This window comes from Bacillota bacterium, from assembly GCA_012518215.1.
Taxonomy (GTDB): domain Bacteria; phylum Bacillota; class Dethiobacteria; order DTU022; family PWGO01; genus JAAYSV01.
In genome coordinates this window covers 24,788-32,981 of sequence record JAAYSV010000017.1, presented here as the reverse complement: position 1 = coordinate 32,981, position 8,194 = coordinate 24,788, and the positions used below count along the sequence as shown (strand labels likewise).

Here is an 8,194-nt window from a genome sequence, read left to right as displayed (position 1 = left end):
TCGAGGTCAGCGGGATCAATTCGTTCATCGGAGAGGTTTGCCTGATCGATACCCCGCATGAAAAGGTTGTTGCCGAGGTGGTGGGTTTTCGCGATAAACTATCACTGTTGATGCCCCTGGGTGATCTGAAAGGGATCGCCCCCGGCTGTGCGGTGATACCTACCGGCAAGGCTTTTACCGTGCGGGTGGGCGATAAATTGAAAGGCAAAGTGCTGGATGGGCTGGGGAGGCTGCTGGACGGGGGAGGCCTTCCCCTGCTTCCGGGCGAGGGGGCCGAATATCCGGTAGAAAATTCTCCGCCGAATCCGCTGGAACGAAGGGCTATCATGGAAGTGTTGCCTACAGGGATCAGAGCGGTTGACAGCCTGCTTACCTGTGGAGAGGGGCAACGCGTCGGTATCTTTTCAGGAAGCGGGGTCGGGAAGACGACGATGCTGGCCATGATTGCTCGTTATAGCGAGAGTGATATCAACGTCATTGCCATGATCGGGGAGAGAGGTCGTGAAGTAGGTGATTTTCTGAAAAACGACCTGGGGCCGGAAGGACTGAAAAGATCGGTGGTGGTGGTTTCCACGTCGGATCGTCCCGCATTGGAAAGGGTCAGGGGCGCCCTTGTGGCAGCTACAATCGCCGAGTATTTCCGGGATCAGGGCAAGAAGGTGGTTTTTATGATGGATTCGGTTACGCGTTTCTGCATGGCTCAGAGAGAGATCGGACTGGCCATCGGGGAACCACCCTCGTCGAAGGGTTACACCCCTTCGGTCTTTGCCCTGCTGGCACGTTACCTGGAAAGGTCGGGCACCTCGTCCCGGGGTAGTATAACCGGTTTTTATTCTGTCCTGGTCGATGGTGATGATTTCACGGAGCCGATAACCGATGCGTCAAGAGGTATCCTGGACGGGCATATCGTCCTTTCACGAAAGCTGGCATCGCAGAACCACTTCCCTTCCATAGATATCTTGAACAGTATCAGCCGCCTCATGCCGGTTCTTGTAACCAGGGAACATTACGATCTGGCAGCGGAAATCAAGAAGTTGCTGGCTGACTATGATTCCGCCGAGGACTTGATCAGAATCGGGGCTTATGTATCCGGGTCAAATGAAGATATTGATCGGGCCATTGCCAAACGGAAGGCGATAATGAATTTTTTGGGTCAAGACGTTGAAGAAGAAAGCAAATGGGAAGAGATGCTCCCGCAGCTGAAGGAACTGTTACATTGAGCCAGTTCATGGCGGTAGCAAGTGGTCTTCGAGGAGGGGATTCTTCGGTTGCCCTGAAAAACAGGGAATGACAGGTAGTGCACTTTGATGGGGAGAGGGCTATGGCTTTCAAGTTTGGACTCGAGCAGATTTTGAGATATCGCCATGGGCTGGAAGACAGATCCCGTGAGGAACTGGCCAGGAAGAAGGCATCCATGGAGGAGATTGCCCGCCGACTGTCCGTTTTGAAGGACGAGCGGGAAGGGATTCATGATGTCTGGAGGAAGCAGACGGAAAAGGAGATCGACCTCGTTTCTTTATTTGGAACTTATGTGTATCTCCAGCATCTGGGAGGGAAGATCAAGCGCAAAACCGAGGAGAAAAAAAAGTCAGCGGAAGCAGTCGATATCCAGAGGGCGGAACTGAAAAAACGCTGGCAGGACCGACGGATCATGGAGATGCTGAAAGACAGATCCCGGGCCGAGTATCGGGAGTTCGAGAACAGACGGGAGCACAGGGTTGTCGATGAACTTTCCTTGAATTCATTTGCACGCAGACGCCGCCGGGATGGCGGGGTTTATTAGGTTGATCGGCGTGAAATCGGAGCAAAGGAGGTGATATCATTGAAAGTAAATATTCCGGTTCTGGAACAGATGTTGTCTCCACCTGTCCATACAAGAAATCATGTCACGTACGGAAGAGAAGAAGGTAGTTTTGAACTTGCACTTCTGGAGATATCTGCTGCTTTATCTGCAGGAGATGCGGAAAGCAATGCGTCAATTGATACCGACAATATTGCCGATGAAACCGATGAAGGTCTGGCCGGGCCGATGGAGGATGCCCGTGAAGCCCCGGTTTCTGACTCTTTGGCGGATGAGCTTTCCACGGAGACAGGCTTGAAGTGGTTCTTCCTGACCGGGGCAGTCGGCGTTCCCGGGGGTTTAGATGGGGGCATACCCATGGAAGAAGTTGACGGCGAGATGGCGGAGTCGCCGGAAGGCCATCTGTTTTCCATGGAAGCCGGCGAAGCGGTTGCAGGAGACGGTCTCCCCGAAGGCTTCATTATTCCCGGTGCCGAACAAAGTGTGGACCCTGAAGCAGTGGAATATTCAGGCGAGGATGCCCCGGCAGAAAGCAACGTTACGGATAAGCCCGAGGCGGTGCTCGATGAATCCCAGGTCATGGCAGAGGATGGCCACGATGGAAAGGTGGGGCGTCAAGCACCGGGTGAACCCGCGGCCGCTGCCGGGAAAGAGGGATTCATGCTCTCCGATGAGCTTTCCATGGTTGCCGGGGGGGATGACGAAGGTGAAGTGGAACGGACTGCATCACGGGCTGACGGTGCACCGGGGGAATCCTGGACGGATGCCGATGGAAGTTCGGATGCGGCGCAAAGATCTGTTTCCACCAAACCGGAACACGACTTGCAGCTTGGGTTTTTGAGGTTTCCCACGGATTTGCCGGGAAACAAAGGGGTTACACCGACGATGGCCGAGATCTCGCAGCAATCCTTTGAACGCATGAGGGCACAGGTTGTGGATCAGGTTTTCGGAAGGCTGGCATATTTCCGCGAGAGTGATTCTATCCCTGCGGAGATGCGCCTGACCCTGAATCCGCCCTCGTTGGGAGAGCTGGTTATCCGCGTGTTTTCTCACCAGGGAAAGATGACCGCCGAGATAATAACGGAGATGGGCAGGGTGAAGGACATGCTGGAAAACGGGATGGGAGAGATCAAACAACGGCTTCAACAGGTAAACCTGGCCCTGGAGAAGATAGATGTTTTCTGCCATGAGCAGGATCCGGAGAAAGATCTGTCTTACCGGTGGGGTTCGCCACATGGAAAAAATCCGGCGGGAAGGGTCGGCAGTCGCATCGGTATAGTTGAGGAGGCGGCTCCCGAAATATGGTCTGTTCCTGCCGAAGGTGTAACTCTTGAACTGTGGGCTTGAGGAGGTTGTATCAGATGACCAACGTATATGGGGTTTCCAGTATACAGGATGATTACCGGACAGCGGAGACAGCAAAGAAACAGGATATCAACAAGGATCTGTTTCTCAAGCTGCTCATCACACAGTTGCGCTACCAGGATCCATTGAGTGAACAGCAGGACATGGGGGAGTTCATCACCCAGTTGACGCTCTTTACTCTGGTAGAGCAGATCACGAGCATGCAGAATGCACTGGAAGCACAGAAGATAGCCTCGGATGAGACAAAGGCATTGGGCCTGCTGAACCGGGAAGTCGTTGTGGAAGATGGGACCGGGCAGACCGTGGAAGGGGTGGTGTCTTCAGTTAGCTTCAGGCAGCAGCAGCCGTATATCACCGTGAACGACAGGGAATTTCCGTTTTACACCGTGGTCAGCGTGAAAGGAGGGGACGATCGGGATGGTTGAACGTGTCGGGATCGGCGGAATTGACAAGTCGGTGGTGCCGGTTTCGGAAACCATGAAGAAAGGCCGATCGGCAAAACTTGAAAATGGGGCCGTTCCTTCTTTTACGGAAACACTGGAGAAGGTGCAGGATAAATCCAGGCTCAGGATATCGGCCCATGCACGTGAACGGATGGAAAATCGACAGATAAAATTGGAAGAATCCGACCTGCAGGAGATATCCGCAGCGGTGGAGAAAGCGGGAAGCAAAGGGGCACGTTCTTCGTTGTTGCTTTACGGGGACATTGCCCTGGTGGCCAGCGTGGTGAACAGAACGATAATAACGGCCATCGACGATGTTGAAGCACGGGAACATATTTTTACCGGCATTGACAGTGCGATAATTGTAAAATAGGCCCGGACCTCCATTTGCAGGAAGGCCTGTTCCGTGGAACGATGGAAGCGGAACGATCGCGCCGGTAGAAACTTATCAAGTAAACCGAGGAGGTTTTAAAATGATTCGAGCGATGAGTACTGCAGTTACAGGTTTGAGAAGCCATCAGCTGAAGATGGACGCAATCGGTAACAATATCGCCAATGTAAATACATTTGGATACAAGAATACGCAGGTGCGTTTCGAGGACCTGTTCAATCAGACCATGCAGGGGGCAACAGCCTCGACCCTGTATCGCGGGGGCTCCAATCCCATGCAGATCGGGATGGGCGTCAAGGTTGGAGCCAACATCGTGAACCAGGGGCAGGGGCCGATCAAGAGTACCGATCGTGCTTCCGACATGGCCATCGAGGGAAACGGCTTCTTCGTGGTCAGTGATGGGCTGAACATTTTTTATACCAGGGACGGCTCCTTTGGCCGCGATGGCGCGGGGAACCTGGTCAACGTTGATGGCCTGCATGTTCTGGGTTGGGTGGGCGAGGCTGCCGATATCAGCCAGTCCGACCTGCTGACCCCGATTCATATTCCTCTGGGGGAGGAGATGATTGCCAATGCTACCACTCGTGCGCTGCTGACCGGCAATCTTGATGCTCGCCTGGCGATCGGGGGATCTACCCTGGTTGATCACTACGTCTATGATTCGCAGGGTCGGCGTTACAACGTCGAGTATGAATTCGAGAAAACGGGCGTGAACAACTGGGATTACCGCATGGGAGTTTACAACGAGCTGGAAGGCAACAGGGGGTTTCTGGTTACGCCCCTGCGCTACCGTGTGGATGACAACGTTCCGCCGAATTACAATTTGCCCAACCCGATCGGCATCGAGTTCGTGGATACGGGCAATCCCGGCGAGACCCTGCAGATAAACGTGGTCGGGGACAACGTTCAGGTTGTGTTGGCTACCAATTCCGGCGGGGAAGTGACCTCCACCTATCAGGAGATCATGGATGCCATCAACAGTGATCCGGCCGCTTCGAGCCTGATCAGGGTCGGGCTGGCAGAGATCCAGTACCGGCAGGAGATCGCCGCCGCAACCGGTGGTGTTATCACCCTGGACAATGATGGAGTTCAGGGCAGCCTGGAATTCAGCGTCGGTGGTAATCTTCTGGTAGGTTCGTCCAACATACTGGACCTGGAATTCGAGCCGCTGGGAGCTGCGCCCATGAGGGTTGAACTGGGCATGGCCGATCTGACCCAGCTGGCCGGATTGAGCGATGTTCTGGTCCGCGATCAGGATGGCTACGGGGCCGGGGAGATGATCTCCTATCACGTGGCCAAGGATGGTGTGATCAGCGGGGTGTACAGCAACGGTATCCTCAGGGATATAGGGCGAATTGCCCTGACTTCTTTTGTGAATCCGGAAGGGTTGATGAAAGAGGGGGGCAACCTCTATAGCATCTCCGCAAACTCCGGTGATCCGAGGGTCGGTTTTGCCGGTGAGGGCGGGAGAGGGTTGATACGGTCATCGGCACTGGAAATGTCCAATGTGGACCTGGCTTTCGAGTTTACGGAACTTATCACCACGAGCCGTGGGTTCCAGGCCAATACCAGGGTGGTTACCTCTTCTGATGAGATACTGATAGAGATACTCAACATGAAGCGATAATCTACATTGGAGAGGGGGAGGCAAGGACCCCTTCCCCTCTCCATGGTACTTTAAGAATGGGGTGCTGTGTATATGAAAAAATTGGATATTATGACGGTGGTAGGAATGATAGTCGGTTTCTCCCTTGTCTTCATCGGGATAAAACTGGAAGGTGATCTCGGCACATTCTGGAATCTTGCCGGCATTTTTATCACGGTTGGGGGGTCATTCGGGGCTGTGTTGATCAGTTTCCGCCTCACGGATATCAAAGCCGTCTATCAGGTGACCAAGCAGGTGTTTGTCAGACGGGATGACGAGGATGTTATCTCCCTCAATGAGAAATTTTTCTACCTGGCCCAGAAGGCCCGCCGGGAAGGGTTGCTGGTGCTGGAGGATGAACTTGATGATATCGATGACCCTTTTTTCCGTGGGGGGTTGCAGATGGTCATTGATGGTTTTGAACCGGAAAACATCCGGCATATCCTCAATACGGAGATCGCATCCACGGAGTCACGGCATCAACTTGGCCAGAATATCTACAAGTCATGGGGAGCCTATGCCCCGGCTTTTGGTATGCTCGGCACCCTTATCGGCCTGGTCGTGATGCTTGCTCACCTGGATGATCCCGATGCCATCGGTTTCGGGATGGCGGTGGCCCTGCTGACCACTTTTTACGGTGTGCTGATCGCCAATCTGCTTTTCCTGCCCATGGCCACCAAGCTGGAGATTTACAGCAACCAGGAGATCAGCCGCAAGGAGGCGATCATAGAATCGCTGCTGGCTTTGCAGAGCGGTATCAACCCGCGCCTGCTGCAGGAACAGCTCAAAGCCTATCTATCTCCGGCAGAAAAAGAAGAGGTGGAAAGAGAGGCCGAGCGGGGGCGGCAGGTAATAGAAGAGGAAGAAGAAGTGATGCTGAATGTCTGATAATCGGCGCAGAAGAAAACAGGAAATCGAGACTAGCCGCTGGTTGATAACCTATTCCGATATGGTTACTCTTCTGCTGACTTTCTTTGTCCTTCTCTACTCCATGTCGGCAATCGATATCAGCCGCTTCCAGAAGATAATGAACTCGATCCAGCTTTCTTTTCTCGGTTACACCGGTGTGCTGGAGAGGACTGCCGAACTGGAGGATATTGAAGAAGTGGACCTCCGGCCGGGCGATCTGGAAGAAAGCGTGACCGCCGAGGAACTGATAATGCTGGAAAAATTGCGGCAGGGAGAAGAAATCATGGAGAAGGTGCAGGAATTTTTGAGAGAAGCTGCACTGGAGGCGGGTGCGGAGGTACGCATCGAGGAGAGGGGCGTGGTGATGGAGCTGCCAGACAAGATATTTTTTGAAATCGGGCAGGCGGATTTGAAACCGGAGGCGCTGATGGTTCTGGAAAAACTTGCGGATCTGTTCCGTGGCCTGGACAACCGGGTCATAGTAGAAGGACATACCTGTGATCTGCCCATCAGAACCGACAGATTCCCCAGCAACTGGGAGCTTTCGGTAGGCAGATCGGTTGCCGTCACCCGTTATCTGGTGGATCGACAGGGGTTGTCCCCGGAGAGGTTCATTGCCACCGGTTACGGTGAATATCAACCTTTGGTGCCCAACGATTCTCCAACGAACAGGGCCAAAAATCGTAGGGTTACCGTGGTGATTTCTGTATTTTAATATCTGAAAACATAGGGCAGGTGAAATCATTTATGGCGGATGAGCAAAACAAAAGCAATTTGAGACTGGTGCTGATAGTTGTCATCTTACTTTTAATAGGAGTCATTCTGGCAGGTGGGTATTTCTTGCTGACCGGGGGAGGTATCCTCAATGATCCGGTCAAGAATATCAAACCGCGCTATGAGACGGTATTGCCGGAATTCCAGGTCAATCTATCCGATGCGGGTGGGCGGCGTTATTTGAGAACGCAGATCATCATCGGTTGCGATGACAGCCGGGTGGATAAAGAGCTCAAGCAGCGTATGAACGAGATCAGATCGGAGTTCATAGAGCTGTTGCGCAACAAATCGGTCGAGGATTTACATGAACCCGGCGGTCAGGAGGCGCTCAGGGAAGAGATCGTGGATAACCTGAACGATATGCTGGTTACGGGGGAAATCAAGGCGCTCTATTTCAGCGAGTTTATCATTCAGTAGCAATATCAGAGGGGGAACAACGATGGTTGCCGATAATGATTACAGTCGGAAGGATATCATCAAAAAAAAGGATGGGGATACGCCAGAAAAAGAAGAAATGACAGAAAACAGTGTCCGTCCAAGACATCTGGTTGAAAAGATCGAATTTACCCCTGTAGCAGAAGACCACGTGGAGAGCGAAAGATTCGGCCTTGATGTTTTCAACGCTGTGAAACTGAAGGTCAGCGGGGAACTGGGCAAAACCTCGGTCAAGGTCCGGGATTTTGTCAGCCTTGATAAAGGGTCGATGTTGAAGCTTGATCGTCTGGCAGATGAAAACCTGACTTTACTGGTCAATGATGCTCCCTTTGCCTACGGGGAAATTGTGGTCATCAATGATCGTTATGGTGTGCGAATCACAGCTTTTCTGGATCATGATCCCCGGGAAAATATCTGAAAACATGTGTAGA

Annotated in this window: 10 protein-coding genes; all 10 read left to right on the top strand. The window is 52.8% G+C overall.

Going from position 1 to position 8,194, the window contains the following annotated elements; all coding sequences use genetic code 11:
- A partial coding sequence (locus GX364_03240; protein NLI69866.1) for a FliI/YscN family ATPase occupies positions 1 to 1,220 on the top strand: 1,220 nt, incomplete at its 5' end.
- A 101-nt stretch (positions 1,221 to 1,321) separates the two neighbouring features.
- Entirely contained in the window at positions 1,322 to 1,783 is a 462-nt protein-coding gene (gene fliJ, locus GX364_03235; protein NLI69865.1) for a flagellar export protein FliJ, read from the top strand.
- Positions 1,784 to 1,822: 39 nt separating this feature from the next.
- Positions 1,823 to 3,148 (top strand): flagellar hook-length control protein FliK, encoded by a 1,326-nt coding sequence (locus GX364_03230; protein NLI69864.1) that lies wholly within the window; start codon positions 1,823 to 1,825, stop codon positions 3,146 to 3,148.
- 14 nt (positions 3,149 to 3,162) lie between these two features.
- The gene (locus GX364_03225; protein ID NLI69863.1) at positions 3,163 to 3,591 is read left to right on the top strand and encodes a hypothetical protein; all 429 of its coding nucleotides are present in this window, start codon (positions 3,163 to 3,165) and stop codon (positions 3,589 to 3,591) included.
- Positions 3,584 to 3,982 (top strand): flagellar protein, encoded by a 399-nt coding sequence (locus GX364_03220; GenBank protein NLI69862.1) that lies wholly within the window; start codon positions 3,584 to 3,586, stop codon positions 3,980 to 3,982. Before GX364_03225 ends, GX364_03220 begins: the two co-directional genes overlap by 8 nt.
- A 100-nt stretch (positions 3,983 to 4,082) precedes the next feature.
- Entirely contained in the window at positions 4,083 to 5,627 is a 1,545-nt protein-coding gene (locus GX364_03215; protein ID NLI69861.1) for a flagellar hook protein FlgE, read from the top strand.
- A gap of 72 nt (positions 5,628 to 5,699) precedes the next feature.
- Complete coding sequence (locus tag GX364_03210) at positions 5,700 to 6,533, top strand: motility protein A (GenBank protein ID NLI69860.1); 834 nt, start codon at positions 5,700 to 5,702, stop codon at positions 6,531 to 6,533.
- Positions 6,526 to 7,269 (top strand): OmpA family protein, encoded by a 744-nt coding sequence (locus GX364_03205; GenBank protein ID NLI69859.1) that lies wholly within the window; start codon positions 6,526 to 6,528, stop codon positions 7,267 to 7,269. Before GX364_03210 ends, GX364_03205 begins: the two co-directional genes overlap by 8 nt.
- 32 nt (positions 7,270 to 7,301) lie before the next feature.
- The gene (locus GX364_03200) at positions 7,302 to 7,745 is read left to right on the top strand and encodes a flagellar basal body-associated FliL family protein (GenBank protein NLI69858.1); all 444 of its coding nucleotides are present in this window, start codon (positions 7,302 to 7,304) and stop codon (positions 7,743 to 7,745) included.
- Positions 7,746 to 7,767: 22 nt separating this feature from the next.
- Entirely contained in the window at positions 7,768 to 8,181 is a 414-nt protein-coding gene (locus GX364_03195; GenBank protein ID NLI69857.1) for a hypothetical protein, read from the top strand.
- The last annotated feature ends 13 nt before the right edge of the window (positions 8,182 to 8,194 follow it).

Excerpts from the sequence above, each read along its gene's own strand:
- fliJ (NLI69865.1), top strand. The coding sequence starts at position 1,322 with ATGGCTTTCAAGTTTGGACTCGAGCAGATTTTGAGATATCGCCATGGG.
- GX364_03200 (NLI69858.1), top strand. The coding sequence starts at position 7,302 with ATGGCGGATGAGCAAAACAAAAGCAATTTGAGACTGGTGCTGATAGTT.
- GX364_03195 (NLI69857.1), top strand. The coding sequence starts at position 7,768 with ATGGTTGCCGATAATGATTACAGTCGGAAGGATATCATCAAAAAAAAG.
- GX364_03205 (NLI69859.1), top strand. The coding sequence starts at position 6,526 with ATGTCTGATAATCGGCGCAGAAGAAAACAGGAAATCGAGACTAGCCGC.
- GX364_03210 (NLI69860.1), top strand. The coding sequence starts at position 5,700 with ATGAAAAAATTGGATATTATGACGGTGGTAGGAATGATAGTCGGTTTC.
- GX364_03220 (NLI69862.1), top strand. The coding sequence starts at position 3,584 with ATGGTTGAACGTGTCGGGATCGGCGGAATTGACAAGTCGGTGGTGCCG.
- GX364_03215 (NLI69861.1), top strand. The coding sequence starts at position 4,083 with ATGATTCGAGCGATGAGTACTGCAGTTACAGGTTTGAGAAGCCATCAG.
- GX364_03225 (NLI69863.1), top strand. The coding sequence starts at position 3,163 with ATGACCAACGTATATGGGGTTTCCAGTATACAGGATGATTACCGGACA.